We start from the raw sequence: 26,744 nt of genomic DNA, 5'->3' as shown, positions 1-26,744 counted from the left end.
ACCTGATGGTGGAATAATTCCCGCCGCTTTCTTGATTAGATTTTGACGTCGGCTGTGAAACAGCTGGCGATATGGATTTTCATCATGGCCGCGCTTCCTCAGGACGTGGTGGCAGATTTGCAGCGCGAGAACGCGCGGCTCCTGGCCGAATTGCGCGCCGCACAAGATCGCGAGACCGCCACTGCAGACATTCTCAAGATCATCGCCAGTTCGCCGTCGGAGGTGAAGCCGGTATTCGATGCCATCGCGAGCCAGGCCAATGCCTTGCTCGCCGGCTTTTCGACGACCGTATTCCGTTTCATCGACGGAATGGCCCATTTGGCGGCATTCACGCCCACGAATCCTGCCGCCGACCAGGCCTTGAACAACATGTTTCCAAGGCCGATTGCCGAGTTCGAGAGCTTCGCGGGAGTCCAGGCGGGTAAGGTGGTACCGACTCCCGACACTGAAGCGCTGACGAACGACATCAAGCCCATCGCGCGTGCCCGCGGCTTTCGCAGCATGTTGTTCGTTCCCCTCGCGACCGGCGGCGCGGTGATCGGCATGATCAGCGTGACGCGAGTCGAGCCAGGTACCTTCGCTCCGCATCATGTGCAGCTTCTGCAAACCTTCGCCGACCAGGCGGTTATCGCCATCGAGAATACGCGGCTCTTCAATGAAGTGCAGGCGCGTACAGACGACTTGCGGGAATCGCTGCAGCAGCAGACCGCGACCGCGGATGTGTTGAAGGTCATCAGCCGCTCTGCGTTCGATTTGAAAGCCGTTCTCGACACGCTGACGGAATCGGCGGCGTGGCTGTGTGGTGCCGACATGGCGGCAATCGTCCGGCAGGACGCTGATGGCGCCTACTATCACGCGAGCCGGTACAATTTCTCACCCGAGTGGGCCGACGTCTCGGCGGGCATTCGACTCAATGCTGGGCGCGGCAGCCTCGTTGGGCGCGTCCTGCTATGCGGCGGGGTTGTCCAGATCCAGGATGTCTTGGCCGATCCCGAATACGCCTATCCCGAGCAGCAGAGGGCCGGCGGTTACCGCACCCTTCTTGGCGTACCTTTGCTTCGGTCCGGAGAAACGATCGGCGTGCTGTTTCTGGGCCGCAAGACCGTGAACTCGTTCATGGACAAGCAGATCGACCTGGTCTCCACCTTCGCCGATCAGGCCGTGATCGCGATCGAGAATGTCCGGCTCTTCGATGAGGTCCAAGCGAAGACGCGCGATCTCGCCGAGTCGCTCCAGCAGCAAACCGCGACTGCCGATGTGCTGAAGGTGATCAGTCGCTCGACGTTCGATCTGCAGACCGTGCTCAACACGCTGGTCGATTCGGCGGCACGGCTGTGTGAAGCGGAGATGGCATTCATCATGCGCCGCGAGGGCGATGAATATCAGGCCGGAGCAGCAGTTGGGTTTCCCGAGAAATACATCGAGTTCCTGCAGGGTCACCCGATTACGCCCGGTCGGAGCACTGTTACAGGTCGGGCCGTGCTTGAGCGCCGTCCAGTGCAGATCCTCGACGTCGCTGCCGATCCCGAATACGGCCTGCACGAGTCCGTCACCATGGCTGGTCAGCGCACGGCGCTCGGTGTCCCTCTTCTACGCGAGAACGAACCGATCGGCGCGATCGTAATCGCCCGCAAGCGGGTGCAGCCCTTCACGGAAAAGCAGATCGAGCTTGTCGCTACGTTTGCCGACCAGGCCGTGATCGCCATCGAGAACGTCCGGCTGTTCGAACAACTGCAAACCAGGACGCGAGATCTGTCGGAGGCGCTGACGTACCAGACCGGCAGCGCCAATATCTTGCGGGTTATCGCTTCCTCGCCGACCGAGGTCGGTCCAGTGCTGAAGGCCATCGTGGAAAGCGCATGCGGACTCTGTGAGGCATATGATGCGCTGGTCGTTCTGAGGGATAGCGACGATATCGTCATCGAGGCGCACCATGGACAAGTTCCCGTAGTGTGGAGCCGACGGGCGATCAGCGTCAAATCGCCCACCGGCCGAGCGATTGTCGATCGTCGCACCGTTCAAGTGAACGACTTGCTCGGGCCCGATGGAGAGGAATACCCGATAGGACGCGAATATGCGGTTCGCTCCAACGTTCGGACTGTTTTGAGTGTGCCGCTCTTGCGCGAAGGCGAGAGCATGGGGGCGATCGTACTGCGCCGTATGGAGGTACGCCCATTCGACGACAAGCAGATCAGCCTGCTTCAGACCTTTGCGGATCAGGCCGTGATCGCCCTCGGCAATGTGCGCCTGTTCGAGCAATTGAACGAATCGCTGGAGCGACAGACTGCCACCTCGGAGGTGCTCGAAATCATCAGCGCTTCGTCGGGCGAATTGGCTCCGGTCTTTCGCAAAATGCTGGAGAATGCGACGCGGATCTGCGGCGCCGGATTCGGCACCATGAACCTCTACGAAGAAGGCGGCTTTCGCACGGTCGCACTGCACAACGCGCCGCAAGCCTACGTTGATACCCGGCTGTACCAGAGCATTCGCCCACATCCCGCGAGCGGGCTCGGCACGGTCGAGAAAACTCATCAGACGGTTCATATCGACGATATCAGAGCGCAACCGCCCTACGTCGAAGGCAATCCGAACGTTCGCGCGCTTGCTGACCTTGCCGGCGCAAGGACCCTCGTCATCGTTCCGATGCTCAAGGAAGACGAGCTGATCGGCACCATCACGATCTTCCGCCAGGAAGTCAAACCCTTCACGGACAAGCAGATCGACCTCGTATCCAACTTCGCGCACCAGGCCGTGATCGCGATCGAGAATGCGCGCCTGCTGAATGAACTGCGCGAGCGCACCATGGAATTGTCGCAATCGTTGGAGGAACTGCGAAACGCGCAGGATCGGTTGATCCATACCGAGAAGTTGGCCTCGCTTGGGCAACTCACCGCCGGCATTGCGCATGAAATCAAGAACCCGCTCAACTTCGTCAATAATTTCGCTGGGGTTTCCTCCGAGTTGATCGACGAGCTCAGCGACGGACTGCGCTCGGCCGCACTCGGTGAGGCGGCAAGGCAGGAAATCGACGCGCTCATACACATGCTGCAAGGTAATCTGGAAAAGATCGTCCAGCACGGAAAGCGCGCCGATTTCATCGTCAAGAACATGCTTCTGCACTCGCGCGAAGGGTCTGGCGAGCGTCGTTCGGCCGATATCAACGCGGTCGTCGAGGAAAGCCTCAACCTTGCTTATCACGGTGCGCGCGCTGAAAAGCCGGGATTCAATATCACGCTTGAGAGGCATCTCGATCCGTCGGCCGGGGCGCTCGATCTGTATCCGCAGGAGATCACGCGGGTGTTCCTCAATCTGATTTCAAATGGATTCTACGCAGCTGGCAAGCACAGGGACGCTGCTGGGGACGGCTTCGAGCCGAGGCTGTGCGCGACGACGACGAATCTCGGCGGCGCCGTGGAAATCCGGATTCGCGACAACGGCACCGGCATTCCGGCCGACGTGAGAGAGAAGATATTCAATCCGTTCTTCACGACAAAGCCAGCCGGCGAAGGAACCGGGCTTGGCCTTTCAATCTGCCACGACATCATTGTGAAGCAGCACGGCGGCAGCATCGAGGTCGATACCGAGCCTGGCGATTATACGGAGTTCATCATTTGGCTGCCGCGTACGCTGGCGGCACCATTGCAGACGGGAGGGAGAAGTTGAGCGTCTTTATATTGGTGGTCGACGACGAACCCGACGTCGAGGCGCTATTCCGCCAGCAGTTTCGGCGCGATCTGCGCGCCGGTCGTTTTCTCATGGAATTTGTACCGTCGGCACCGTTGGCATTGCAACGCGCGGCCGAGATAGAGGATGCCACCCTGATTCTGATCCTGTCCGACATCAACATGCCCGGAATGAGCGGGCTGGAGATGCTGCCCATCGTGCGCTCCGTCCGTCCCGATGTGCCTGTCATCATGATCACGGCCTACGGCGATGCCGAGACCAGGCTCAAGGCGCTCGCGAACGGCGCAACCGACCTGATGACCAAGCCAATCGACTTCGCGGCGCTGCGTCAGGAGATAGATACGAGGCTTGAGCAGGCCGCGTAACTGCAGCCATTGTTGACGAACCAACCGGAACGGCCCGCAAGTGAAATTATCACAAGCGCCATTTCAAGCGAAAACTAGGCGTCCTGTCACTGTTCACCCAAAATGCCGGGGATTCAAAATGAAGACGCTCTTGGTCCCGCTTCAAAATATTCCGATGATGACATCCACGCTCGATGTTGCCGTACGCCTCGCGAAACGTACCGGCGCCTATATTGAAGGCTTCCCGCTCCGGTTCGGCATCCCTCAATATTTAGCCGCGGAATTGGCCACCGGCATTCTCTTGGATTCGTATGAAGTCAAGAGCGAAGCCGAATTGAACGACATGCGCGACTTTTTCGAAGCATTCATGCTGAAACACGATGTTCCTCGATCCACTGCTGGATTGGGTCGACCCTGTTTCGGCTGGCTGGAGACCGCGCCTGAGGGCGAAGACTTTGTCGGAAGTTATGGGCGCGCTTTCGATCTGATCGTGATGGCACGGTCTGACATCGATGCTGCAGGCCCTCACCGTCGCGCGATTGAGTCCGCGCTGTTTGAGAGCGGCAAGCCAGTGCTACTTGCGCCATTGAATGCACAAAGAAGCGTCGCAACAAACATTATGATCCATTGGAACGGTAGTACCGAGCAAGCTCGGGCAAACGCATTTGCCATGCCGTTGCTTCGTCTGGCCGAACGGGTATCGGTCCTAACCGTTGTTGGCGGCCAAGCGGTACCAGGACCATCTGTCGATCAGATCGTCCAGCAACTGCGGTACAATGACATTGCTGCGCAGGTGAGAAGGGTTGAGCTGGAGAATCGCGATACTGGAGAGGCAGTCCTAGATGCGAGTAGAGCTGAAGGCTGCGATCTCTTGATCAAGGGAGCCTTCACCCGCACGCGGTTGCGGCAAATGATATTCGGCGGGGCGACCAGCTATATCATGGAGCATGCTGATTTGCCTGTCCTGATGGCACATTGAGCCGCAGGCCTCTCTCCAGATCAGGCCATCCATCTCCTGTTTTGCCTGACGAGGCAAACCAAGAATCGGAAAAGGCGTAAACCATTGATTTGGCTGGTGCTGTCTACTGTGCATGGGGTTGTTTTCGCGATTTTGCCGGAGCGAGCAAGATGCCCCAGTCCGTCGACGCTCTTCGGGGCTACGCCGGACACGCTCGCCATGATTGGACGTGGCTGCGCCACGCGAAGCCTTTTGGCGAAGCGTGGTGGGCGCACAAGGGATCGAACCTTGGACCTCTCCCGTGTGAAGGGAACGCTCTCCCGCTGAGCTATGCGCCCGGGACCATCATGCAGACGGCCGGACCTTTTCGGCCGGCCGGCGCATCGGAGCCCGCGATTTAGAAGTGCGGGCTTGAGGTGTCAAGTTTCCAGGCGCCGCGGGGCCGGAAAACCTTGGCCCCGTCACGCAATTGGCGGCGGGGGCCGGATTTCCGGCCGCTTACGCGCCCTGCTGGCGGGCGCGGGAGGCGTGGGCCTGCAGCGCCCGGATGCGCTCGGCGAGCGTTCCGCCGCCCTCGGGCAGGCTCGCGGCAGGTGCGGCCTTGGTGGCGGCGTCGTTGGCCGGGCGCGGCGCCGGCTTCGGCGGCTGGCCGGCCTCGGCCGCGAGCAGCGCCTCGATCGGCGAGTTCGGGCCTTCGAGCTGCATCGCGAGCTTTGCCACCTCGGCGGCGATATCGTTGATGCGCTCGCGCAGCAGCGCGTTCTCCATCCGCTCGGTCGCCCAGGAGCTCTCGGCCTGCTGCTGGATCGCGTTGAGGTCGCGCTGCAGTTTAGCGCGCTCGTCGCGCGCGGTGCGGAGCTGCTCCTCCAGCGCGGTCTTTTCCGCGCGCAGCGCCTCCATGGCCGCCGACGATTTGCCGCCGCTGAGGCCGGCCATCTCGACGCGCAGCTCTTTGATGGTGCGCTCGTTGGTCGCATTGGCCTGGCGGAGCTGGTTGTTCTCGTAGTCGCGCTCGGCGAGCAGCTTGCCCTGCGTGGCGAGGCGGCCCTCGAGATCGGCGACGCGACCGGACAGCATCTCGGCCTCTTTCACCTGTCCGATCAGCTGGCGATCGAGCTCGGTGACGCGCTGGCTCAGATTCTCGACCCGGCCGCGGGCTTCGGCGAGTTCGCGCGAGGCGGTCTCGGATTCAGTCTGCTCCAGCGCGAGGCGCGCTTGCGTGGCGGCAAACTCCTTCTCGGCATCGCCGACGCGGTTCTTCAACTCCTCGATCTGCGCGCGCACCGCAACCAGCTCGACCTGGCGGCTTTCCGCCATCATCGAGCGGTCGGAGAGCTCATTGTTGATCTTGGCGAGTTCGGCCTGCTTGTCGGCCAGCGCGATCTCGGCTTCGCGCAACGCTTGCGTTTTGGCGTTGAATTCCTCTTCGGTGGCGCGGAGCTGCTCCTTCACCGCTTTCTCGCGCGCTTCGAGTGCGAAGATCGTGGCGTTCTTCTCGCCGAGCTCGATCTTCATGCGGTTGATGGCGTCGCTCTTCTTGCCGAGCTCGGCGAGCTGGCTCGTGGTCTTGTTCTTGAGCTGCTCGACGCTCATCTCGAGCCGCCGCGCCGACATGGCGAATTCGGCGCGGAGCTGGTCCTTGTCGGCCTGGATCTCCGCCATCGACAGCGGCGTTGCGGCTTCCAGCCGGCGCGTGGTCAGGCGCACGGCGCGGTTATGCACCAGAGGTACGATCGCGAGCCCGCACAGCATCGAGAGCAGGAAACCGATCGCCAGGTACATGATCGGTTCGACCATGGGCCAGAACTCCCAAGCTTAAGGAAAAATTCACCAACGACCATGCCATGGCGGCCCGGCAAAAAGCCAGCCCCGGCCTGTCGTTAACCTTGATCCCTAACCGGATGGGAGGAAAACCCTAGAACGGGTTCCAGGTCGCTCGCGGGGTATATTTGAGATAGCCGATATTGGCGCCCAGCCGTAAGCCCAAGCCCGAGCGGATCGGCACCAGCACGATGTTGTTGGCGGTGAGCGCCGTCATGCCGAAGCCGCCGATGATATAGGCCGAGCCGTCGAGGCCGGCGAAGCGCTGGTAGATCGCATTGGTGGCGGGCAGATTGTAGACCAGCGTCATGGTGCGCGCGCCGTCGCCGCCCCAGTCGAAGCCGAGCGAGGGGCCCTGCCAATAGACGCGCAGGTCCCCGGCGTTCTTGGTGTAGAGCGTGCCTTCGCCGTAGCGCAGGCCGGCAACGAAGGCGCCGGACCCTTCCTCACCCAGGATATAGCCGTTGGGCAGGCCCCATTGGCTGATCGCCTTCTCGATGATCGAGGCGAGCCCGCGCGAGACGTTGCCGAAGAAACGGTGGCCGGCGCCGACGAGCTCGTCCGGCCCGTAGGTGCTGGGCGTCGGGGTCCGCTGCGGCGGGGGCAAATTGGGCGGCGGCGCCTGCTGGGCGGAGGCCGGCACGATCCAGCCCACCATCGCGACGAGCGCGAGCGCAGCAAGGCGTGATGCGAAAGTCATAAAAGAACCCCTGGTACCGAAACCGGTCGCTTCCTTAACCTGACGCCAACAGGCGCGGCCCTAGGTTGCGCCGGATGTCCCCTCGACTCGGATGTTATCCGCAGCAACTATGACGGCACAACGGCAGGAAGATAGCCCTTTGCGCCCCGGAATTGCCTTGATCGGCCTCGTCCTCTGCCTGCTGTCGGGCATATGGATCATCGGCTCGGGGTTGCCGGCCCAGGCCGCAACGACGGAGCGCGTCGTCGTCAACCGCTTCAGCGGCGTTGCCATCGAGGGCTTCGATCCCGTCGCTTATTTCGTGGACGACAGAGCGGTGCAGGGGACGGCCGAGTTCGAGGCCAACCTCTGGGGCGCGGTCTGGCGCTTCCGCAACGAGGGCAACCGCGCCTCCTTCCTGGCCCATCCTGAAATCTATGGGCCGCAATTCGGCGGCTACGATCCCGCCGATATCGCCCGCGGTGTCACTATCGCCGGCAATCCCCGTTTCTTCGCGATCGTGGCGCAGCGGCTGTATTTGTTCAGCCGGGAAACCAATCGCGATGCCTTCGCCGCCGACCCCGAGCGGTTCCTCTATGAGGTGGGCAAGCGCTGGCCGGCGCTCTGGGAACAGCTCAGTCAGTAGCGGCCTACCGCCTCAGGAGTTCTGCCTGCGGGTCGCCCCAGGCGATGAAGTCCGGGATGATGAAGCCGGTGCCGCTGCGCTGGCCGAAGCGGAGCTCGCCACCGTTGCCGTCAGTCACCCTGCCGCCGGCCGCCGTCACGACCGCAGCGCCGGCCGCGACGTCCCATTCACAAGTGGGCCCGAAGCGGGGGTAGATGTCGGCGCTGCCTTCTGCGATCCGGCCGAATTTCACGGCCGAGCCGACCGTCCGTCTCACGGCATTGGGCCTGTCGTCGATGAACGCCTCGCTCCTGGGATCGCCATGCGAACGGCTCACCGCCGCGATCCAGGGCTCTCCGCGGGCCGGCAGCTTGCGCGTGTGGATCGGCTCGGCCGTGCCGATGGTGGCGCCGTTAAACTTCACGCGCTCGGCGCCTCGGCCGACGGTGCCGCGCCACAGCAGGCCGAGCGCGGGCGCGCTGACGATGCCCAGCAGCGGCACGCCCGATGTCACGAGGGCGAGGTTGACGGTGAACTCGTCGCGACCGGCGACGAATTCCTTGGTGCCGTCGAGCGGATCAATCAGGAAGAAGCTGCCCTCGAACGGCGGGGAGGCGAATTGGGTCCGCTCTTCCGACAGCGTCGGGACGTCCCCTGCGAGTTGGGCCAGGCCCTCCGCGATGACGCGGTCGGCGGCAAGGTCGGCCTCGGTCACCGGCGAGCCGTCCTGCTTGCCGTCGACCCGCATCGCCGCGCGGTTGACGGCAAGGATCGCCTCGCCCGCCTTCACCACCAGCGCCGTCAGCGGCTCCATCAGGCCGGATGCGGCCGCGCCGTCGATGATCCGCTTCACCTGGATGCCTCAATCATCGGCAATTCGTTCCCCTCGACTGATTCGTCCCGATCGATTCGACTTGGCTTTTGACCGCCTCGGCGTGATCGCAAGCTAGCTGCCGCGGGCTGGCGAATGTTAGAACCCGCAGCATCCGTCAAGCATGCGTGATTCGCGGCGTCCAGTGCCGTGCAATTCCAGGAACCCTCCAGGACCCCTTATATGTCTGACGCCTCGTCGCCCGCGACCGCTACTGCTCCCGATATGCTCGAACTCGCCGCGCTCTTGTGCTCGCGGGTCTGCCACGATCTCATCAGCCCCGTCGGCGCCATCGTCAATGGGCTCGAGGTGCTCGACGACGATCCCAAGCCCGAAGACCGCGAGTTCGCGCTCGACCTGATTCGCAAGAGCGCCAAGACCGCTTCCGCCCGGCTCCAGTTCTGCCGTCTCGCCTTCGGCGCGGCCGGCTCCTCCGGCGCGCAGATCGATCTCGGCGACGCCCAGACCATGGCGAAGGGCCACATCGAGGATGGCAAGTGCTCGATCGCCTGGAATCTGCCGCGGCTGTTGATGCCGAAGAACCGCGTCAAGCTTCTGCTCAACATGCTGGTCGTCGCCCAGCATACGATCCCGCGCGGCGGCATGCTGACGATCGATCCGATCGGCGAGGGCGAGACGATGAGCTTTCGCATCACCGCGACCGGCCATAACGCGCGCCTGCCGCAGAACATCTCCGAGCTGTTGAGCGGTGAGCGCGGGCCTGCCGCGGATGCGCATGCGATCCAGCCTTATTATACGCGGCTGCTGGCAGAGGCTTGCGGGCTCACCGTGAAGCTTGCGCCGGAAGGCGAAGCCATCACCGTTACCGCTTCGTAAACAGCGCGTCGCGCCCGGCCTCTTAATTGATTCTTTACGAGGCGCTTCGGCTTGTCCGGAGCGCCTTATCTCTTTGTTGGTTCCGTTCTTTTGCACATACTCAACCAATATTAAACGCTTTGCGGTGAAGCTGGCCCCATTCCGAGATGGCGCATCACACCTCGTGCGCGCCCTTCCTGTATGAAGGCCTGTTTTCATGGATGATCTGTTGCGGGAGTTTCTGACGGAGACCAGCGAGAGCCTGGACACCGTGGACAATCAGCTGGTGAAGTTCGAGCAGGAGCCGAACAACGCCAAGATCCTGGATAACATCTTCCGCCTGGTCCACACCATCAAGGGCACCTGCGGCTTCCTCGGCCTGCCGCGGCTTGAAGCGCTGGCACATGCCGGCGAGACGCTGATGGGCAAATTCCGTGACGGCATGCCGGTGACCGGGCAGGCGGTGACGGTGATCCTGTCCTCGATCGACCGCATCAAGGAGATTCTGGCGGGTCTGGAGGCAACCGAATCCGAGCCCGAGGGGAACGACCGCGACCTGATCGACAAGCTGGAAGCGATGGTCGAGCAGGGCATGGCGGCGATGTCAGGCTCGGCGCAGCCGATGCCGGCGGCGTCGGCTTCGCCGATCGCGGCAGGAGCCGCTGCTCCCGTCACCGAGGCGCCGCCGCTGGTGCCGGAAGCACCTGTTGCCGCCGCGCCTGCACCGGCAAAAGACATGACCACGGGTTCGCTGATCGACCAGACGCTGGAGCGTCCGCTCCGTCCGGGCGAGGTCTCGCTCGACGAGCTCGAGCGCGCCTTCCGCGAGACCGCGATCGAGGCGCCCGCGCCCGTTGCCAGGGTCGAGGCCGCTGCTGAAGCGCCGGCACCCATGGCCGCCAAGGAAGCTGCAAAGCCCGCCAAGGAGAAGGCCGCGCCGAAGAAGTCGATGGCCGACGAGGGAGCCGGCGAAGGCGCCAGCATCGCCAACCAGTCGATCCGCGTCAACGTGGATACGCTGGAGCATCTGATGACCATGGTCTCCGAGCTGGTCCTGACCCGCAACCAGCTGCTGGAGATCTCGCGCCGCAACGAGGACACCGAGTTCAAGGTGCCGCTGCAGCGCCTGTCCAACGTCACCGCCGAGCTGCAGGAAGGCGTCATGAAGACGCGCATGCAGCCGATCGGCAATGCCTGGCAGAAGCTGCCCCGCATCGTGCGGGACCTGTCGAGCGAACTCGGCAAGCAGATCGAACTCGAGATGCACGGCGCCGACACCGAGCTCGACCGCCAGGTGCTCGACCTGATCAAGGACCCGCTCACCCACATGGTGCGCAACTCCGCCGATCATGGCCTGGAGACCCCCGCCGAGCGCCTCGCTTCCGGCAAGGGCGAGCAGGGCACCATCCGCCTGTCCGCCTATCACGAGGGCGGCCACATCATCATCTGCATCGCCGACAACGGCAGAGGCCTCAACACCGAGAAGATCAAGGCCAAGGCGATCTCCTCAGGTCTCGTCACCGAGGCCGAGCTCGAGAAGATGAGCGAAGCCCAGATCCACAAGTTCATCTTCGCGCCGGGCTTCTCGACCGCGGCCGCCATCACCTCGGTCTCCGGCCGCGGCGTCGGCATGGACGTGGTGCGCACCAATATCGACCAGATCGGCGGTACCATCGACATCAAGAGCGTGGCCGGCGAAGGATCCTCGGTCACCATCAAGATCCCGCTGACGCTCGCCATCGTCTCCGCCCTGATCGTGGAAGCCGCCGGCGATCGTTTTGCGATTCCCCAGCTCTCCGTGGTCGAGCTGGTGCGGGCCCGCGCCAACTCCGAGCACCGCATCGAGCGCATCAAGGACACCGCGGTGCTGCGCCTGCGCAACAAGCTGTTGCCGCTGATCCACCTGAAGAAGCTCCTCAAGATCGACGACGGCGCGGCCTCCGATCCCGAGAACGGCTTCATCGTGGTCACGCAAGTCGGCAGCCAGACCTTCGGCATCGTGGTCGATGGTGTCTTCCATACGGAAGAGATCGTCGTGAAGCCGATGTCCACAAAACTGCGTCACATCGACATGTTCTCCGGCAACACCATCCTGGGCGATGGCGCGGTCATCATGATCATCGACCCCAACGGCATTGCCAAGGCGCTCGGCGCCGCCGGCTCCTCCGCCCATGACATGGGCGACGAGAACGGCGCGCATCACATCGGCAGCGGCGAGCAGACCACCTCGCTCCTGGTGTTCCGCGCCGGCTCGTCGCAGCCCAAGGCGGTCCCGCTTGGCCTCGTCACGCGCCTCGAAGAGCTGCCCGCCGACAAGATCGAGTTCTCCAACGGCCGCTACATGGTGCAGTACCGCGAGCAGCTGATGCCGCTCATCGCCATGGAGGGCGTCACCATCGCCAGCCAGGGCGCCCAGCCGATCCTGGTGTTCGCCGACGATGGCCGCTCCATGGGCCTCGTCGTCGACGAGATCATCGACATCGTCGAGGAACGGCTCAACATCGAGGTCGGCGGCTCCTCCTCCGGCATTCTCGGCTCGGCCGTGATCAAGGGCCAGGCCACCGAGGTGATCGATGTCGGCCACTTCCTGCCGATGGCGTTCGCCGACTGGTTCACCCGCAAGGAGATGAAGCCGTCGCTGCACTCGCAGTCGGTGCTGCTGGTCGACGACAGCGCGTTCTTCCGCAACATGCTGGCCCCCGTCCTCAAGGCGGCCGGCTACCGCGTCCGCACCGCGCCGACCGCGCAGGAGGGCCTCGCCGCGCTCCGCGCCCAGAGCTTCGACGTGGTCCTGACCGACATCGAGATGCCCGACATGAACGGGTTCGAGTTCGCCGAGACCATCCGCTCCGACAACAATCTGGGCTCGATGCCGATCATCGGCCTCTCCGCGCTGGTGTCGCCGGCGGCGATCGAGCGCGGCCGTCAGGCCGGCTTCCACGACTATGTCGCCAAGTTCGACCGGCCCGGTCTGATCGCGGCGCTGAAGGAACAGACCGCGGGCGCCGCCGGCGCCTCCGAGCTGAGCCGGGCGGCGGCGTAAGAGCAGGACAGGGATCAGGAGACACACATGACCAGCAAGAAGACCCAGTCCGCTGAAGGCGCCATGGTCGAATACGTCACCGCGATGATCGGCGGCCAGCTGTTCGGCCTGCCGATCTCCCGCGTCCAGGACGTGTTCATGCCCGAGCGCGTCACCCGCGTACCCTTGTCCTCGCGAGAGATCGCAGGCGTGCTCAATCTGCGCGGCCGCATCGTCACCGTGGTCGACATGCGCGCCCGGCTCGGCCTGCCGCAGCCCGAGGACGGCAAGGTACCGATGGCGGTCGGCGTCGATCTGCGCGGCGAATCCTACGGCCTGCTCATCGACCAGATCGGCGAGGTGCTGCGCCTGCCCGAGGCCGGCATGGAAGAGAACCCCGTCAACCTCGATCCCCGCATGGCCAAGCTCGCCGGCGGCGTCCACCGCCTCGACGGACAGCTCATGGTCGTCCTCGACGTCGATCGCGTCCTCGAGCTCGCGCCCGAGATGATGGCGGCCTGATACGGCGGCTCGCCGCCGACGTGCCTGCAATTGGAAGTTCCCCCGCAAAGGGGGGAGGAAGCAGAGGTTCACATGCGAACTTGTCTCGTCGTTGATGATTCCAGCGTCATCCGCAAGGTTGCGCGCCGGATCCTTGAGGGCCTCGACTTCCAGATCCTCGAAGCCGAGGACGGTGAGAAGGCGCTGGAAGCCTGCAAGCGCGGCTTGCCCGATGCCGTGTTGCTCGACTGGAACATGCCCGTGATGGACGGCTACGAGTTCCTCGGCCATCTCAGGCGCATGCCCGGCGGCGACCAGCCCAAGGTCGTGTTCTGCACCACCGAGAACGACGTCGCGCATATCGCGCGCGCGCTGCATGCCGGCGCCAACGAGTACATCATGAAGCCGTTCGACAAGGACATCGTGACGGCGAAATTCCAGGAAGTCGGCCTTATCTGAGCGATCGGCCGGAGGCCGAACGGATCCTTCGGCGCCTGTTTTCAACTGTACCCTTTCAGTCTGAGTTGGTGAGTAATGAGTGTTGCGTTCGCAGGCAATTCGACCACGACCGGCTCGCGCGAGGCGGGGCCGCTGCGGGTGATGATCGTCGACGATTCCGTCGTCATTCGCGGTCTGATCTCGCGCTGGGTCGGCGCCGAGCACGACATGGAAGTCGCTGCCTCCCTGCGCACCGGGCTCGAAGCGGTCAACCAGATCGAACGCATCAATCCTGACGTTGCCGTGCTCGACATCGAAATGCCCGAGCTCGACGGCATCTCGGCGCTGCCGCAGCTCCTGGCAAAGAAGCGCGATTTGATCATCATCATGGCCTCGACGCTGACCCGCCGCAACGCGGAGATCAGCTTCAAGGCGCTGTCGCTCGGCGCGGCCGATTATATTCCGAAGCCGGAATCGACGCGCGAGGCGTCGGCTGCGGACATCTTCCATCACGATTTGATCCAGAAGATCCGCCATCTAGGCGCGCGGCTGCGCAGGAAATCCGCGGTTGCAAGTCCGCCGCTGGCGCCTGCGAGCCCGGCTCCGGCCCCACGCAGTCCTGTCGCGCGGCCCGCCGCGCCCGCTCCGGCCGTGCCTGCTGCGTCGTCAGGTGCGCTCACCATGCGCGCGTTCTCCAATCAGGCACCCAAGGTGCTGCTGATCGGCTCCTCGACCGGCGGTCCGCAGGCGCTGATGTCGCTCGTCACCGAGCTCGGCCCGGTCATCGACCGCGTCCCGGTGCTGATCACCCAGCACATGCCGCCGACCTTCACGACCATTCTCGCCGAGCACCTGGCACGTTCGAGCCGCAAGCCCGCGGCCGAAGCCGTCGACGGCGAGCCGGTGAAGCCGGGACGGATTTATCTCGCGCCCGGCGGCAAGCACATGCGCGTCGCACGCAGCGGCGCGGACACCGTGATCGCGCTCGACGACGGCCCCGCCGTCAACTTCTGCAAGCCCGCAGTCGATCCGCTCTTCACCTCCGCGATCGACATCTGGCACGGCAGCATCCTCTCCGTGATCCTGACTGGCATGGGCTCGGACGGCATGCGCGGTGGCAAGGACATCGTTGCCGCCGGCGGCAGCGTCATCGCGCAGGACGAAGCCTCCAGCGTGGTCTGGGGCATGCCGGGCGCGGCGGCCAATGCCGGTATCTGCGCGGCGATCCTGCCGCTCAACCAGATCGGCGCCAAGGTCAACCGCCTATTCGCGGGAGACCGTTCGTGACGCCGACCGACTACGACTATCTGCGCAAGTTCCTGAAAGAGCGCTCCGGCCTCGATCTGTCGCCCGACAAGCAATATCTGGTCGAAAGCCGACTCCTGCCGCTCGCGCGCAAGGCGAGCCTTCCCGGTATTCCCGATCTCGTGCTGAAGATCAGGAACGGCGACGGCCGGCTTGCCACCGACGTGGTCGAAGCGATGACCACCAACGAGACCTTCTTCTACCGCGACAAGATCCCGTTCGATCATTTGCGCGACACCATCCTGCCGGGCCTGATCAAGGCGCGCGCGGCGCGCAAGAGCTTGCGCATCTGGTCGGCGGCGTCCTCGACCGGGCAGGAGCCCTATTCGATCGCGATGTGCGTGAAGGAGATGGGCGCGGCCCTCGCCGGCTGGCGCATCGAGATCGTCGCCACCGACCTGTCGCAGGAGGTGCTGGAGAAGTCGAAGGCCGGCATCTACAGCCAGTTCGAGGTGCAGCGCGGCCTGCCGATCCAGCACCTGATGAAGTATTTCGCGCAGGTCGGCGAAGTCTGGCAGCTCAATGCCGACATTCGCGCGATGGTGCAGTTCCGCCAGCTCAATCTGTTGCAGGACTTCTCCCATCTCGGCACCTTCGACGTGATCTTCTGCCGCAACGTGCTGATCTATTTCGACCAGGATACCAAGGCGGTGATCTTCGAGCGGATGGCGAAGGGCCTGGAGGCCGACGGCACGCTGCTGCTCGGCGCGGCCGAATCCGTGGTCGGCATCACCGATGCGTTCCGACCCATCGCCGATCGCCGCGGTCTTTACCAGCTCAACCCCGCGCGCTCCGGCCGCCCCATGGGCGGCTTGATGCCGCCGTCTTTGAAGATCGCAGCGGCGAAGTGAAATGCTTCCGTCATTCCGGGCTCGCTCGCTTCGCGAGCGCCCCGGAATGACGAGCCTCACAAGATCGCATGCGGCAGAAACCGCGAGCGGTTGCCCGTAATCGGGCTCTCGTCCTCGCGGATCGACAATCCGCACGGTTCGTGGTTCACCAGCCAGCTTCCGATCACCGGATAGAAGCCCGAAAAATTCGGCAGCGGTGCCAGCGCCTGCCGCAGGAAACCTTCGGCGCCGTAGGGGCCTGCCTGCTCGTCGAGCGGCATGCCGCCGGACACGATCGTGACGTTGGCGCCTTCGCGCGACAGCAGCGGCTTGCGCACATAGGACGTGCCGAGCTCGGCGGCGCGCGGATCGTCCTCGAAGAAGGCCGGCAGCAGATGGGGATGGTTCGGAAACCTCTCCCACAGCAGCGGCAAAATGCCTTTGTTGGAAAGCACCGCCTTCCACGGCGGCTCGATCCAGCGCGTCGGCGCGTCCTTGAGCTTGGCGCCGAAGGCGTCGTGGAACATCCATTCCCAGGGATAGAGCTTGAAGGCGAGCGCGATGTCGCCATCGTCGAGATCGACGAAACAGCCGGGCTCATCGCGCCAGCCGACCTGTTCGATGTCGAGCAGCCTGGTGGAGAGCCCGGCCTGGCGCGCGGTGTCTTCGAGATAAGCGAGCGTGCCGGCGTCCTCCTGATTGCCGATGATGCCGGTGAGATGGACGGGGCGGCCGCCGGCGATCTCCTTCCATGCCGCGATCAATCGCTCGTGGATGGAGTTGAACTGATCGGCACGCGAGGGGATGACGCGGCGTTCGATCGCCTGTTCGAGCCAGGTCCATTGGAAGACGGCCGCCTCGAACAGCGAGGTCGGCGTATCCGCGTTGTATTCGAGCAGCTTTGCCGGACCTTTGCCGTCGTAACTGAGATCGAGCCGGCCATAGAGGCTGCGGTCGTCGCGCTTCCAGCTCTCGGCGATCAGGCTCCAGAACGCTTCCGGAATCTGCAAGCGGCGCAGGTGGCGCTCGTCACTGACGACGCGGCCGGCAAGCTCCAGGCACATCGCCTCGATCTCGCCGGTCGGTGTCTCGATGCCGCGCTCGATCTCCTCGAGCGTGAAGCCGTAATAGGCGCGTTCGTCCCAATAGCGTTCGCCGTCGATGGTGTGGAAGACGAAGCCGCATTGCGCCGCGGTCTCTCGCCAGTCGTCGCGCTCGAGGCAGGTGATGCGCTGCATGGTCAGCCGCCGCCCGAGAAGCCATGGCCGAACGAGCCGAAGCCGCCGCGGCTCACGCTGCTGTGGCCGGAATCGGACGATGTTGCCGACGAGGAATGGGACGAAGAATCGCTGCTGAAGAAGCTCGATCGCGACGACCAGCGCGAGCTGCTGCCGCCTGACGAACTGCTGCTGCTGCTGCTGCTGCTCGTGCAGGTCGTGGCCGTCTGCCCCGGCAGTGCGCCCGGCGTGGGCTCGCACGTCTGCCGCGGCATCAAGGTGTAGGCGGTGGTGCCGACCGCGAGCGTGCCCATCACCAGCAGAGCGACATGGCCGGATCGCTTCACCGGCGGACGCGAAGCCGGCGGCTCAGCCACCGGCCGGCGCTTGCCGAACTCCTTCTTGGTCGGTTTGTCGGCCATCTCAGTAGATCATGCTGGCGGCGTTGAGCAGCCCGGCGGCGAGCGAGGACAGGCCGAGCCAGATTGCCGGCGCAAGCTCGCCGGCGGCGATCCGTGCCGACAGGTTCGGCACCGGCACGCGCACCAGGAAGAACACGATGACTTGCACGACCAGCGCGATCGTCGCCCAGATCAGGCAATCCAGCACGTTGGCCGAATGGGCGATCGCGCTGACCAGCGGGGCCACGAAGCCGAGCAGGCTCAGCCCGAGCGCAATCGCCGCGGCCGGCTCGTTATCGCGGATGAGCTGGAATTCGTTATGCGCGGTGATGCGGGTATAGACGAACAAATAGGCCACGACCGCGATCAGCCCGGTGCAGAAATAGACCAGGAAGGCAGGCAGGCCGGCGAGTGATTGCAGGATCATCGTTCCCCCATCGTGCAGCGACCATTCGTCGGCGGGGGAAGGATAGCGGTTCAAATATTAGAGAGGGATGAAGTCGCACCAGCGCGGCCGCCGCGCCTGACACTTGGCCAGGGGCAGTCGCATGGACCGGTACAATTCGGGGCAGAAGACATCCCCAAAAAAACAAAACCCCGCCATTTGCGGCGGGGTCCAGGCTGGGAGGAGCGAGCCTGACAAGGCTCGCGACGTAAACCCAGGATCAGGCGGGAATGCGCTCTTCGTGCTCGTGCGGCTCGCGCAGCACGTAGCCGCGGCCCCACACGGTCTCGATGAAGTTGCGGCCTTCGGAGGCATTGGCGAGCTTCTTGCGGAGCTTGCAGATGAAGACGTCGATGATCTTCAGCTCGGGCTCGTCCATGCCGCCATAGAGGTGGTTGAGGAACATTTCCTTGGTGAGGGTCGTGCCCTTGCGGAGCGAGAGCAGCTCCAGCATCTGATATTCCTTGCCGGTCAGATGCACGCGCTGGCCGCCGACTTCCACCGTCTTGGTGTCGAGGTTGACGACGAGGTCGCCGGTCTGGATGACCGACTGGGCGTGACCCTTGGAGCGGCGCACGATCGCGTGGATGCGGGCAACCAGCTCGTCCTTGTGGAAGGGCTTGGTCATGTAGTCGTCGGCGCCGACGCCGAGACCCTTGACCTTGTCCTCGATGCCGGCGAGGCCGGAGAGGATCAGGATCGGTGTCTTGATCTTGGAGACCCGAAGCTGCTTGAGCACGTCGTAGCCGGACATGTCGGGCAGGTTGAGGTCGAGAAGGATAATGTCGTAATCGTATAATTTACCGAGATCGACGCCTTCTTCCCCCAAATCGGTCGTGTAGACGTTGAAGCTCTCAGACTTCAACATCAGCTCGATCGACTGCGCGACGGCGCTGTCATCTTCAATCAGCAAAACGCGCATGCCAGTTCCCCATAGTCGCCGCTCCTGGGCGTCAGGTCGGCCGCATTCGCGGCACTCAACAAAACGCCTTTGAACAACTGATTCGGATCCTGACAACAGATGGTTAACAAACTCTGATTCTGGAACGCAAGTCCCCCCGGTGCAATTTTTGTCGAATCGCCCTAAGGTCTTGCGCGTGAAGCAGCTTTCGTCACCCAGCTCCGTTCAAGTTCCACTTTAAGAGACGGGCCTAACCGACTCCCGCGACTCAGCCTTCTTCTGAAGGGGAGTCACGCTCAGTCACAAAGACAGTGACGCAATGATTAATGATGCGGGTAAACACGAAGTTAAGCTCCGTTCAGAAATATGGCGAAACTTAAGGTTTTCACCGTGAAGTCCCGGATGTCCAAGCCGCGCACCTTAATGAGGGCCCCCCGATGAAGGCTTTGGCCGAGCAGATCGGCGACATCGACGGCATCAATATTTACGGACGCGTGGTCGGCGTGCGCGGCCTGATGGTCGAGGTGGCCGGTCCCATTCACGCGATGTCGGTCGGCGCGCGGCTCGTGATCGAGACCGGCGCCAACCGCAGCATTCCTTGCGAGGTGATCGGCTTCTCCGGCAACAACGCTGTCGTGATGCCGTTCGCCGGCCTCGACGGCGTGCGCCGCGGCTGCAAGGCCGTCATCGCCAATGCCGCCAACCAGGTGCGGCCGTCAGCGGCCTGGCTCGGCCGCGTCATCAATGCGCTGGGCGAGCCGATCGACGGCAAGGGGCCGTTGCCGCAAGGCTCCTCGCCGATGCCGTTCCGCAATACGCCGCCGCCGGCGCATTCGCGCAAGCGTGTAGGTAGCCCGCTCGATCTCGGCGTGCGCGCGATGAACACCTTCCTCACCTGCTGCCGCGGCCAGCGCATGGGCATCTTCGCAGGCTCCGGCGTCGGCAAATCGGTGCTGCTCTCGATGCTGGCGCGCAACGTCGATGCCGCGGTCAGCGTCATCGGGCTGATCGGCGAGCGCGGCCGCGAGGTGCAGGAGTTCCTGCAGGACGATCTCGGCGAGGAGGGCCTGGCGCGTTCGGTCGTGATCGTCGCGACTTCCGACGAGCCGGCGCTGATGCGCCGCCAGGCCGCCTATCTGACGCTCGCGGTCGCCGAATATTTTCGCGACGAGAATAAGGACGTGCTCTGCCTGATGGATTCGGTGACGCGCTTTGCGATGGCCCAGCGCGAGATCGGCCTCTCCGCCGGCGAGCCGCCGACGGCCAAGGGCTACACGCCGACCGTGTTCACCGAACTGCCGAAACTCCTGGAGCGGGCCGGGCCGGGCTTAGGGGAGGGCGCCATCACCGCGATCTTCACGGTGCTGGTCGACGGCGACGACCATAACGAGCCGATCGCGGATGCGGTCCGCGGCATCCTGGACGGCCACATCGTGATGCAGCGCTCGATCGCCGAACGCGGCCGCTATCCCGCGATCAATATCCTCAAATCCGTCTCCCGTACCATGCCGAAATCGGCCGATCCGCAATTCTGGCCCGTCATCCAGAAGGCGCGGGCGGTGATGGCGACCTATGCCGACATGGAGGAATTGATCCGTCTCGGCGCCTACCGGGCCGGCTCCAGCCCCGAAGTCGACGAGGCGATCCGCCTGCACGAGCCGCTGGAGGCCTTCCTGCGCCAGCGCAAGGACGAAAATGCATCACTGGCGGACGGCTACCGCCAGTTGGCGCAAATCCTCGGCGATTTGGAAACGGAACGCTAACTTTGTCCCGTCATCATCCCATCCCACAGAGTAGCAGAGCCGGTCTGGGCCCCCATCGGGCCCGTGGGGTGACCGGTATCGTCCCACGTGCAGCGGGGGGACTTCTGGGGAGTACGAGTCGATGAAGTCACGAGATACCCTCATTCGCCTGAAGAAGTTTCAGGTCGACGAAAAGCGCCGCCGGGTCACCCAGATCGAGACCATGATCGCCGACTTCCAGCGGATGTCGACCGATCTCGAGCGCGAGATCACGACCGAGCAGGAACGTGCCGGGATCAACGATCCCTCGCACTTTGCCTATCCGACCTATGCCAAGGCGGCGATCCAGCGCCGCGAGAACCTGACCCGCTCGGCCGACGAGCTCAAGGGCCAGCTCGACGAAGCCAAGGCTGCGCTGGCCGAGGCCTTCGAGGAGCTGAAGAAGGTCGAGCTGCTAGACGAGCGCGACCAGGCCCGCGAACGTGCCGAGGAGAATGCCCGCGAGCAGGCCGATCTCGACAGCATCGGTCTGATGCGCGCCCGCATCGGCGCCGTCGCCTGAGCCGCTAGCAGCCAAATCGCGTTGGAATTTGCCAGGCCCGGACCGCAAGGTCCGGGTTTTTCGTATGTGCTGTCCACAGCGTGGCACCGCACCCCTTGGTGGTCGGCTTTGCCGCGCGCTATGGTGGTGCGGTGCTGGGGCTTTCGCGGAATGCGACGGGCCTGCGTGTCGGGGGGCTGAATGCTGACGCCAGCAGAGCTGGTCGGGTTGATTGAGGCGGTGGCAAAGGGCGATCAGGCCGCGTTCGAGCGCCTCTACGCCGCCACACGCGCGAAACTCTTTGGCGTCGTGCTCCGTATCTTGCGCCGACAGGATCTCGCAGAGGAGGTCATTCAGGAGACCTACGTCAAGATCTGGAACAGCGCGGGCCGGTTCGATCCGGCCCTGTCGTCGCCGATCACGTGGATGGCCTCGATCGCGCGCAACAGTGCGATCGACATCGTGCGCAAGAAGTCGGAGGTCTCCATCGAGGAAGAGCCTCAGGCGATGGAGGTGGCGGCCGACAGTCCCGATCCGCTGGCGCGCCGGGAGATGACCGAAGAGTTGAAGCGGCTCCTGGAGTGCATCGGCCGGCTCGAGCCGGACCGTCAGCGGCTCGTGCTTCTCGCCTATTACAACGGCTGGAGCCGCGAGCAATTGGCGGAGAAATTCTCAGCTCCCGTCAACACGGTGAAGACGTGGCTCCGGCGCAGCATGTTGGATATCCGGGAATGCCTCGGATTGTGAGGGCTTGATGACGAGGACGGTTCTGGACTGCAATTGATGGCTTACTCGGAGGACCATATCGCGCTCGCCGCGGAATATGCGCTCGGCACCCTCGATGCCGATGAGCGCGCGCAGGTCGAGACCATGATGGCTGTGGACGAGGCGTTCGCCGGCATCGTGCAGGGCTGGGCCTTCCGGCTCGGCGCGCTCAACCAGATGGTCGGCTCGGTGGAGCCGCGTCCGATCGTGTGGGAGAACATCAGGTCCGAGATCGCGCGCACGGCGCCTGCGCAGCAGCCGCCTGGTCCGGCCGACATCGCGCCGCCACCAATTCCGCCGATCGAAACTGCGCCGCCGGAAGCGCCGTCGGAGCAGCCACCACAACCGCAGCCTCCCGAAGCAGGGCAGCCCGAGCCGATACGTTCCGGGTCCGATGCGATTCCTGACATCGCGCCCGTTTTCATGCCGCAGGTCCACGCACCCGATCCCGAGGTCGTCCGGACGCCGCAAGCTCCAATCGCCGACGACACCAACGTGATCCGTCTCGAAAGCCGCGTGAAGCGCTGGCGCAACATCGCATCCGCCGTCGGCGCGCTTGCGGCTGCGCTGCTCGTGACGTTGTCGCTACAGATACTCAATCCCGACGCGCTGCCGGGCCCACTGCGTTCGCCGCCGCGCATCCAGACGGTGGAAGTGAAGACGCCGGTGCCGCCGCTCACCCCCTCCGCGCAGTATGTTGCCTTGCTGCAGGGCCAGGGTGGCGGCCCCGCCTTCATCCTCACCATCGACGGCGCGACGCGGAATTTCACGGTGCGCAAGGTCGGCGCGACGCCGGAGCCCGGCAAGAGCTTCGAGCTCTGGCTGATCTCCGACAAGCTGCCGCGTCCGCGCTCGCTCGGCGTGATCAGCTCCGGCGATTTCACCGCGCGGCCGCTGCTCGCCTCCTATGATGCCGAGGTCGTCAACGGCGCGACCTACGCCGTCACCGTCGAGCAGGCCGGCGGCTCGCCGAGCGGCCAGCCGACCTCGTCCCCGGTGTTCTCCGGCAGGCTGATCGAGACCGTGCCGCCGTCCCAGCCGCAGGCGCCCGCCCAAAAGTAATTCCGCAGCCCGGATGAGCGACAGCGATATCCGGGGCGTCTGTTCCCGCATGTCGCTTTCGCTCATGCGGGCTACGGGGTCCAATTGTCGCCGCGGTCCATTCCGCCGTCGCATCCCGACAAGTCGCGCCAAATCCGCCCCCGATTTGAACCTCCCGGCCTTTCGCGGCGTCAAATCCCCGGAATTTGAAGTCGCAGCGCCACCGTCCGCGCCGCCGGAAGAGGTCGAGAAGAATCAGATGGATGCAGTGAAGCCTCCCGGCATCTTCATTCACCAGTACACCGGCCTGCCCCACGGCCCGGCGTTCGAGCAGTGGCGCGAGCGGGCCTTCGGCCCCTGCGGCCTCGATATCGGGCCGAGCCATGGCGACAGCATCGATTGCCGGCTCCAGGTCAGCGTGGTCGACAACATCGTACTCGCCATTCCCGAAGGCGCCTCCGCGCAATATTCCCGCACCCAGAGCCACCTCGCCGACGGCAGCGACGACCTCGTCCTGATCGCCGCCCATGCGGGCCACGTCCGCGTCGGGCAGAACGGCCACACCGTGGATCTTGCGCCCGCGCAGATGGTGCTCGTCGACATGGCTATCACGGGCACCGTCGGCCACACCGACGAAAACCGCTTCACCAGCATCCGCATGCCGCGCCGCGCGCTGCTCGACATCAATCCGCGCGCCGAGGACAAGCTGTCGCAAGTGCTCGTCGACGGCGCGGTCGCCGAGACCGTCTTGCGCTACCATGCGCTCGCCGCCCATCACGCGCCGCATCTCGACGCGGTGGGCCAGCGCCTGACGGCGCAGCACATGGTCGATCTCGTCGGCCTGCTGCTCGGCACCGATGCCGAGCACGCAAGCCTCGCGCGCGGACGCGGCCATGCGGCGGCCCGTCTCGACCTCATGCGCGCCGACGTGATGGCCGCGCTCGGCCGCAACGATCTCTGCCTGTCCGAGATCGCGACGCGCTCGGGCCTCAGCCCGCGCCAGGCGCAGCGCCTGTTCGAGCAGGCCGGCACGACCTTTACCGAATTCGTGCTGGAGCAGCGCCTCTTGCACGCGCGCAAGCTGCTCGGCGATCCCCGCGCCAGGACACGCAAGATCAGCGACATCGCGCATTCCTCCGGCTTTTCCGATCTGTCCTATTTCAACCGCGCCTTCCGCAAGCGCTTTGGCGCGACGCCCTCGGAACTGCGCGAGACGTAAGCTCGCGACGTTGTGCAGCGGCGCGGCGGTGGTGCAGTTGGTCGATGCGGGCTATTGAGCTATATTCGTCCGCGCGGGCGGACCGCGGGATTGCTTTGGAAAGTGTAGTAGGCGGACATGGCGCGTATCGTCGTGCTCGGCGCCGGCTTTGCAGGCCTGTGGGCAGCCATCGGCGCCGCGCGCAAGCGCGACGAGATCGGCGCGAACGGCGTCATCGAGATCCGTCTCGTCGACCGCAACCCCTATCACAACATCCGCGTCCGCAACTATGAAGCCGATCTCGATGAGGTCGCGCTGCCGCTGGCGCAACTGCTCGATCCGATCGGTATCAGCCACGGTATCGGCGAGGTCGAGGCTATCGACCCGGCCCGGCGAAAAATCTCGCTGGTCACGGCCGGCGGCGAGGAGATGCTGCACTACGACCGCCTCGTGCTGGCGCTCGGCAGTGAGGTGATGCGTCCCGACATTCCCGGTCTTGCCGAGCACGCCTTCGACGTCGACACCTATGCCGCGGCGCTCCGCCTCGACGATCATCTCGTCTCGCTCGGCCGCAGCGCGCCCTCGCCGGGGCGTTCGACGGTGGTGGTGGTCGGCGCCGGCTTCACCGGCATCGAGGTTGCGGCTGAGATGCCCGCGAGGCTCGCGCGTGCCGGCATCAGGGGCAGCCGCCGCATCATCCTGGTCGATCCCAATCCAGCGGTCGGCGCCACCATTGGAGTGCATGCGCAACCCGTCATCGAGACGGCCTTGGCCGCGCTGGAGGTCGAGACGCGGCTCGGCGTGCGCGTGGTGTCGGTCGAGGCCGCGGGCATGCACCTGAGCTCGGGCGAGTTCATTCCGGCGCAAACCGTGATCTGGTGCGCCGGAATGCGTGCGAGCCCCGTGGCGGCGAGTTTTCCGGAGGCGCGCGATCGCCTCGGGCGTCTCCTCGTCGATCCGTTCATGCGGGTCGCGGATGTCGGCGGTGTGTTCGCGGCCGGCGATGTCGCCTCGAGCGTGGTCGACGGGTTGCATCCGACCGTGATGTCCTGCCAGTTCGCGCGGCCCATGGGTCGCTTCGCCGGTCACAACGTGGTCGCCGATCTCGCCGGCTTGCCGATGCTGCCGCTGCGGATCGACTGGTACGTCACCGTGCTCGATCTCGGCGGCTGGGGCGCGCTCTATACCGAAGGCTGGGATCGCGAGGTGCGCGCCACCGGCGCGGTCGCGAAGGCGACCAAGCAGATCATCAACCGCAAGCGCATCTATCCGCCGATGAGCGGCAGCAGGGAAGAGCTGTTTGCGGCGGCCGCGCCGATCGTGCAAGCACCGCCGCCGAACTATGGCGCGCGGTAGTCGCGCGGCTCCCCTACCCGCCCTTGCGTTGCCTGACGGGCAAAACACGCGAGCCCTAGGTCAACGCACGCCGCAAAAATATTCCACTTTACCGAAATTCGGAAAGGGCGTATGTGTCGCGACAGCCCGGCCCAAGGAAGAGGGGCGTATCGCGATCGTCACGAACGCGGGCCGGGCGGCGGTGGACGTTAGTCGCATCGGCGCAAAGGATTTCGCAGGGCGGGCAACCGTGAGCGAAACACCTCGCGCACACGACCGGTGTGATTCTAGCGTACGGCAAAATCGTGTGGTCCTGACGCCTAGGGTCTGTGCGTCAAGGCTTGTGGTGATGTGGCGGCCCGAGTGCAACGCTCCCCGGGGAGAGCACGCCATAAGTCGTCAAACCACTGCGCAGGGAAGGCCGGTTGTTTGGCTTCACCTGTATGCCGCTGTGCAGATTCTTGTTGCCACCTTTCGCACAGTGGACCGTGGGTGCCCGGCCGGCACCCGGTCTTCCCTGCGCCCTCTTTCAATCGAGGGCGAAGCGATCAAGCACAACTCGGGCGAGATGCGCCGCGAGGATGATCAATCATGTGTATCGTTGAACAATGGTCTCGTGCCCCGGACGCAGCGCAGCAGCGTAAGAACGCTGCAGCGCGTCCGGGACACGAGAGATGAATTCAGTCACTCGACTGAGGCATACCCCAGACATGAGAAAGCGCCCGTGGGGGGCGGGCGCTTTCTGTAGTCGACTTGGGGTTGGGGTCGTCTACATATCCACGTGGCGACTTTGGGGGGCTGGTAAAGAGCCGCGTGAATTCAAAAAACTCGTCAGATCTCCTTAGCGAACGAGGGACGCGTTCGAGCTGGTGATAACGACCGGCTTGCCGGCCTTGATGACGCGGGCCGTCTGGGTCAGACCTTCGTCCGAATTCGTGCGGGCCGTGATGCCGAAGCCTGCCACCGCGATCCCCGCGACGAGGGCCACGACCACGACTTTCAAATGGGTCGAGCGATCTGCGCTGTAAATCGAGTGGTTCATGGAAGGCTCCTGCCGCCATCTACCCGAAGTAGTCGCCTGCGTATTTGGGCAGGTTCATGCTTCCGGTGCCCAACAACCTAGTATTGGGGGGATTCGTTCCCAAGGGGCGATCACAAGAGCGTGACAGGACGTGAAAGCTCGCGATCAGAAGTGACCGCTAATCGTGCATTTTGGCAATTATTTCAAAGCTGTAATGTGCTTGCCGGGCGACTTTCGACGATT

Annotated in this window: 24 protein-coding genes and 1 tRNA gene; 16 read left to right on the top strand and 9 right to left on the bottom strand. The window is 64.2% G+C overall.

Going from position 1 to position 26,744, the window contains the following annotated elements; all coding sequences use genetic code 11:
* Positions 1-84 precede the first annotated feature (84 nt).
* The 3 genes from RX330_RS29840 to RX330_RS29830 all read left to right on the top strand — a co-directional run bounded on the left by RX330_RS29840 (position 85) and on the right by RX330_RS29830 (position 5,007).
* On the top strand, positions 85-3,663 hold the full coding sequence (locus RX330_RS29840) for a GAF domain-containing protein (RefSeq protein WP_317240868.1): 3,579 nt from the start codon (positions 85-87) through the stop codon (positions 3,661-3,663).
* Positions 3,660-4,049, top strand: a complete 390-nt coding sequence (locus RX330_RS29835; protein ID WP_212088911.1) for a response regulator — start codon at positions 3,660-3,662, stop codon at positions 4,047-4,049. Before RX330_RS29840 ends, RX330_RS29835 begins: the two co-directional genes overlap by 4 nt.
* A gap of 118 nt (positions 4,050-4,167) precedes the next feature.
* Complete coding sequence (locus tag RX330_RS29830; protein WP_317240867.1) at positions 4,168-5,007, top strand: universal stress protein; 840 nt, start codon at positions 4,168-4,170, stop codon at positions 5,005-5,007.
* A gap of 242 nt (positions 5,008-5,249) precedes the next feature.
* On the opposite strand, the gene RX330_RS29825 is transcribed toward RX330_RS29830, so the two are convergent.
* The 3 genes from RX330_RS29825 to RX330_RS29815 all read right to left on the bottom strand — a co-directional run bounded on the left by RX330_RS29825 (position 5,250) and on the right by RX330_RS29815 (position 7,507).
* Positions 5,250-5,324 (bottom strand) — tRNA-Val (locus RX330_RS29825).
* A 160-nt stretch (positions 5,325-5,484) separates the two neighbouring features.
* Complete coding sequence (locus RX330_RS29820; RefSeq protein ID WP_317240866.1) at positions 5,485-6,783, bottom strand: hypothetical protein; 1,299 nt, start codon at positions 6,781-6,783, stop codon at positions 5,485-5,487.
* A 118-nt stretch (positions 6,784-6,901) separates the two neighbouring features.
* Entirely contained in the window at positions 6,902-7,507 is a 606-nt protein-coding gene (locus tag RX330_RS29815; RefSeq protein ID WP_212088922.1) for a DUF1134 domain-containing protein, read from the bottom strand.
* 139 nt (positions 7,508-7,646) lie between these two features.
* On the opposite strand from RX330_RS29815, the gene RX330_RS29810 reads away from it, so the two are divergent.
* A complete protein-coding gene (locus RX330_RS29810) occupies positions 7,647-8,132 on the top strand; it encodes a YHS domain-containing (seleno)protein (protein WP_317240865.1) in 486 nt (161 codons plus the stop codon).
* A gap of 4 nt (positions 8,133-8,136) precedes the next feature.
* Here RX330_RS29810 and RX330_RS29805 read toward each other — a convergent pair whose 3' ends face one another.
* On the bottom strand, positions 8,137-8,964 hold the full coding sequence (locus tag RX330_RS29805; RefSeq protein ID WP_317240864.1) for a 3'(2'),5'-bisphosphate nucleotidase CysQ: 828 nt from the start codon (positions 8,962-8,964) through the stop codon (positions 8,137-8,139).
* A 201-nt stretch (positions 8,965-9,165) separates the two neighbouring features.
* Between RX330_RS29805 and chpT the strand changes: the two genes are divergently transcribed.
* The 6 genes from chpT to RX330_RS29775 all read left to right on the top strand — a co-directional run bounded on the left by chpT (position 9,166) and on the right by RX330_RS29775 (position 15,915).
* Positions 9,166-9,819, top strand: a complete 654-nt coding sequence (chpT, locus tag RX330_RS29800; RefSeq protein WP_317240863.1) for a histidine phosphotransferase ChpT — start codon at positions 9,166-9,168, stop codon at positions 9,817-9,819.
* A 196-nt stretch (positions 9,820-10,015) separates the two neighbouring features.
* Positions 10,016-12,841 (top strand): hybrid sensor histidine kinase/response regulator, encoded by a 2,826-nt coding sequence (locus RX330_RS29795; protein ID WP_317240862.1) that lies wholly within the window; start codon positions 10,016-10,018, stop codon positions 12,839-12,841.
* Positions 12,842-12,868: 27 nt separating this feature from the next.
* Entirely contained in the window at positions 12,869-13,342 is a 474-nt protein-coding gene (locus RX330_RS29790) for a chemotaxis protein CheW (RefSeq protein WP_317240861.1), read from the top strand.
* Between the two features lie 72 nt (positions 13,343-13,414).
* Entirely contained in the window at positions 13,415-13,780 is a 366-nt protein-coding gene (locus RX330_RS29785) for a PleD family two-component system response regulator (RefSeq protein WP_007600538.1), read from the top strand.
* 75 nt (positions 13,781-13,855) lie between these two features.
* Positions 13,856-15,046, top strand: coding sequence for a chemotaxis response regulator protein-glutamate methylesterase (locus RX330_RS29780; RefSeq protein WP_212092810.1), 1,191 nt, complete (start codon positions 13,856-13,858; stop codon positions 15,044-15,046).
* Positions 15,043-15,915 carry a CheR family methyltransferase gene (locus tag RX330_RS29775; protein ID WP_212092809.1) on the top strand — a complete coding sequence of 291 codons (873 nt, stop codon included), beginning with the start codon at positions 15,043-15,045 and terminating at the stop codon, positions 15,913-15,915. The genes RX330_RS29780 and RX330_RS29775 overlap by 4 nt, the downstream gene beginning before the upstream one ends.
* Positions 15,916-15,971: 56 nt before the next feature.
* Here RX330_RS29775 and RX330_RS29770 read toward each other — a convergent pair whose 3' ends face one another.
* The 4 genes from RX330_RS29770 to ctrA all read right to left on the bottom strand — a co-directional run bounded on the left by RX330_RS29770 (position 15,972) and on the right by ctrA (position 18,879).
* Positions 15,972-17,132, bottom strand: a complete 1,161-nt coding sequence (locus tag RX330_RS29770) for a glutathionylspermidine synthase family protein (RefSeq protein WP_317240860.1) — start codon at positions 17,130-17,132, stop codon at positions 15,972-15,974.
* A gap of 2 nt (positions 17,133-17,134) precedes the next feature.
* Entirely contained in the window at positions 17,135-17,533 is a 399-nt protein-coding gene (locus tag RX330_RS29765; protein ID WP_317240859.1) for a hypothetical protein, read from the bottom strand.
* Position 17,534: 1 nt separating this feature from the next.
* Entirely contained in the window at positions 17,535-17,939 is a 405-nt protein-coding gene (locus tag RX330_RS29760) for a DUF350 domain-containing protein (protein ID WP_212092806.1), read from the bottom strand.
* A gap of 238 nt (positions 17,940-18,177) precedes the next feature.
* The gene (ctrA, locus tag RX330_RS29755; RefSeq protein ID WP_008138878.1) at positions 18,178-18,879 is read right to left on the bottom strand and encodes a response regulator transcription factor CtrA; all 702 of its coding nucleotides are present in this window, start codon (positions 18,877-18,879) and stop codon (positions 18,178-18,180) included.
* A gap of 416 nt (positions 18,880-19,295) precedes the next feature.
* On the opposite strand from ctrA, the gene fliI reads away from it, so the two are divergent.
* The 6 genes from fliI (at position 19,296) to RX330_RS29725 (ending at position 25,501) form a co-directional block, all read left to right on the top strand.
* On the top strand, positions 19,296-20,621 hold the full coding sequence (gene fliI, locus RX330_RS29750; RefSeq protein ID WP_212092805.1) for a flagellar protein export ATPase FliI: 1,326 nt from the start codon (positions 19,296-19,298) through the stop codon (positions 20,619-20,621).
* A 121-nt stretch (positions 20,622-20,742) separates the two neighbouring features.
* On the top strand, positions 20,743-21,162 hold the full coding sequence (gene fliJ / locus RX330_RS29745; RefSeq protein WP_008138882.1) for a flagellar export protein FliJ: 420 nt from the start codon (positions 20,743-20,745) through the stop codon (positions 21,160-21,162).
* A 180-nt stretch (positions 21,163-21,342) separates the two neighbouring features.
* Positions 21,343-21,888 carry a sigma-70 family RNA polymerase sigma factor gene (locus RX330_RS29740; RefSeq protein WP_317240856.1) on the top strand — a complete coding sequence of 182 codons (546 nt, stop codon included), beginning with the start codon at positions 21,343-21,345 and terminating at the stop codon, positions 21,886-21,888.
* A gap of 36 nt (positions 21,889-21,924) precedes the next feature.
* Entirely contained in the window at positions 21,925-22,968 is a 1,044-nt protein-coding gene (locus RX330_RS29735) for an anti-sigma factor domain-containing protein (RefSeq protein ID WP_317240855.1), read from the top strand.
* Between the two features lie 238 nt (positions 22,969-23,206).
* Complete coding sequence (locus RX330_RS29730; protein WP_317240854.1) at positions 23,207-24,166, top strand: helix-turn-helix transcriptional regulator; 960 nt, start codon at positions 23,207-23,209, stop codon at positions 24,164-24,166.
* A gap of 117 nt (positions 24,167-24,283) precedes the next feature.
* Positions 24,284-25,501, top strand: coding sequence for an NAD(P)/FAD-dependent oxidoreductase (locus tag RX330_RS29725; RefSeq protein WP_317240853.1), 1,218 nt, complete (start codon positions 24,284-24,286; stop codon positions 25,499-25,501).
* 820 nt (positions 25,502-26,321) lie between these two features.
* On the opposite strand, the gene RX330_RS29720 is transcribed toward RX330_RS29725, so the two are convergent.
* On the bottom strand, positions 26,322-26,522 hold the full coding sequence (locus RX330_RS29720) for a hypothetical protein (protein WP_212092800.1): 201 nt from the start codon (positions 26,520-26,522) through the stop codon (positions 26,322-26,324).
* Positions 26,523-26,744 lie beyond the last annotated feature (222 nt).

The organism is Bradyrhizobium sp. NDS-1 (assembly GCF_032918005.1).
Taxonomy (GTDB): Bacteria; Pseudomonadota; Alphaproteobacteria; order Rhizobiales; family Xanthobacteraceae; genus Bradyrhizobium; species Bradyrhizobium tunisiense.
The sequence above is the reverse complement of the archived record's forward strand: the minus strand, read 5'-3'. Positions and strand labels throughout refer to the sequence as shown.

Bases quoted from the DNA above. Each gene is read 5' to 3' on its own strand.
- RX330_RS29770 (WP_317240860.1), bottom strand. From the start codon at position 17,132: ATGCAGCGCATCACCTGCCTCGAGCGCGACGACTGGCGAGAGACCGCG.
- RX330_RS29725 (WP_317240853.1), top strand. From the start codon at position 24,284: ATGGCGCGTATCGTCGTGCTCGGCGCCGGCTTTGCAGGCCTGTGGGCA.
- ctrA (WP_008138878.1), bottom strand. From the start codon at position 18,879: ATGCGCGTTTTGCTGATTGAAGATGACAGCGCCGTCGCGCAGTCGATC.
- RX330_RS29760 (WP_212092806.1), bottom strand. From the start codon at position 17,939: ATGATCCTGCAATCACTCGCCGGCCTGCCTGCCTTCCTGGTCTATTTC.
- RX330_RS29840 (WP_317240868.1), top strand. From the start codon at position 85: ATGGCCGCGCTTCCTCAGGACGTGGTGGCAGATTTGCAGCGCGAGAAC.
- fliI (WP_212092805.1), top strand. From the start codon at position 19,296: ATGAAGGCTTTGGCCGAGCAGATCGGCGACATCGACGGCATCAATATT.
- chpT (WP_317240863.1), top strand. From the start codon at position 9,166: ATGTCTGACGCCTCGTCGCCCGCGACCGCTACTGCTCCCGATATGCTC.
- RX330_RS29765 (WP_317240859.1), bottom strand. From the start codon at position 17,533: ATGGCCGACAAACCGACCAAGAAGGAGTTCGGCAAGCGCCGGCCGGTG.
- RX330_RS29820 (WP_317240866.1), bottom strand. From the start codon at position 6,783: ATGGTCGAACCGATCATGTACCTGGCGATCGGTTTCCTGCTCTCGATG.
- RX330_RS29780 (WP_212092810.1), top strand. From the start codon at position 13,856: ATGAGTGTTGCGTTCGCAGGCAATTCGACCACGACCGGCTCGCGCGAG.
- fliJ (WP_008138882.1), top strand. From the start codon at position 20,743: ATGAAGTCACGAGATACCCTCATTCGCCTGAAGAAGTTTCAGGTCGAC.
- RX330_RS29830 (WP_317240867.1), top strand. From the start codon at position 4,168: ATGAAGACGCTCTTGGTCCCGCTTCAAAATATTCCGATGATGACATCC.
- RX330_RS29795 (WP_317240862.1), top strand. From the start codon at position 10,016: ATGGATGATCTGTTGCGGGAGTTTCTGACGGAGACCAGCGAGAGCCTG.
- RX330_RS29730 (WP_317240854.1), top strand. From the start codon at position 23,207: ATGGATGCAGTGAAGCCTCCCGGCATCTTCATTCACCAGTACACCGGC.
- RX330_RS29815 (WP_212088922.1), bottom strand. From the start codon at position 7,507: ATGACTTTCGCATCACGCCTTGCTGCGCTCGCGCTCGTCGCGATGGTG.
- RX330_RS29740 (WP_317240856.1), top strand. From the start codon at position 21,343: ATGCTGACGCCAGCAGAGCTGGTCGGGTTGATTGAGGCGGTGGCAAAG.
- RX330_RS29735 (WP_317240855.1), top strand. From the start codon at position 21,925: ATGGCTTACTCGGAGGACCATATCGCGCTCGCCGCGGAATATGCGCTC.
- RX330_RS29720 (WP_212092800.1), bottom strand. From the start codon at position 26,522: ATGAACCACTCGATTTACAGCGCAGATCGCTCGACCCATTTGAAAGTC.
- RX330_RS29785 (WP_007600538.1), top strand. From the start codon at position 13,415: ATGCGAACTTGTCTCGTCGTTGATGATTCCAGCGTCATCCGCAAGGTT.
- RX330_RS29790 (WP_317240861.1), top strand. From the start codon at position 12,869: ATGACCAGCAAGAAGACCCAGTCCGCTGAAGGCGCCATGGTCGAATAC.